The following is a 721-nucleotide window of genomic DNA, read 5'->3' as shown; positions in this document are numbered from 1 at the left end:
CAGATTAGAACGAACGCTGCAGGCGGAAGTAGCCCGAAGTGGAGTCGTCTGCATCTTCCGGATCGAGGTACTGAACCGAAGCCTTGGCGTAGAAGTTGTCGACGATCTGGTAATCAACCGTCAGACCGACCTTCCAGGCATCGCCATCGCTGAAGTCGTCGCCAGCAACGTAGTAGTCACCGTAGTACTGGACGCCAGGAGTGATCTTGAGCTTGTCGGTTGCCTTGATAGCGTATTCGGCAGCGACAGCCCATTCAGCTGCGGAGTAGTAGGAGTTCGGGCCGGAAGAGTATACGGCAGCGAGGCCGAGCGTACCGGGACCGATTTCAACCGTACCCATTGCACGGACAGCGCCGTCTTCGTTGTCGAAGTCCCAGCCGCCGGTGATCTGGTAGCTGAACGCGCCGGCAGTGCCGCCAACGCCGAAGGCAACGCCGACGTTGTTCGGCTCTTCGTCCGTCTTGTAGAAGCCGTCTTCCAGTTCGTCGACGCTGATGCCGGCGTAGAAGGTGCCGCTTTCGTACTGATAGCGGAGGGAGTTGTGCAGCGTTACGATCGAGCCGATGTCGTCGGTTTCACCCGAGAGACCATCGTCCCACCAGCTGTAGAACAGACCGGCGCGGAAGCCCGCGACGTCGAGGTAAGCGGAGTCGAGGATGGCGTCCTGATCCGAGGCGTTGTCAGCATTGAACTGCATGACGATGACGCCGGTCAGCGGACC

General features: G+C 59.6%; 1 protein-coding gene. It reads right to left on the bottom strand.

Going from position 1 to position 721, the window contains the following annotated elements; genetic code table 11:
- Positions 1-4 precede the first annotated feature (4 nt).
- The coding region (locus tag K6N12_RS33595) for a porin (protein ID WP_222149177.1) at positions 5-721 on the bottom strand (717 nt) is incomplete at its 5' end.

Source organism: Rhizobium redzepovicii, assembly GCF_019793435.1.
GTDB classification, from domain to species: Bacteria; Pseudomonadota; Alphaproteobacteria; order Rhizobiales; family Rhizobiaceae; genus Rhizobium; species Rhizobium redzepovicii.
This window is presented reverse-complemented; position numbering and strand designations above follow the sequence as displayed.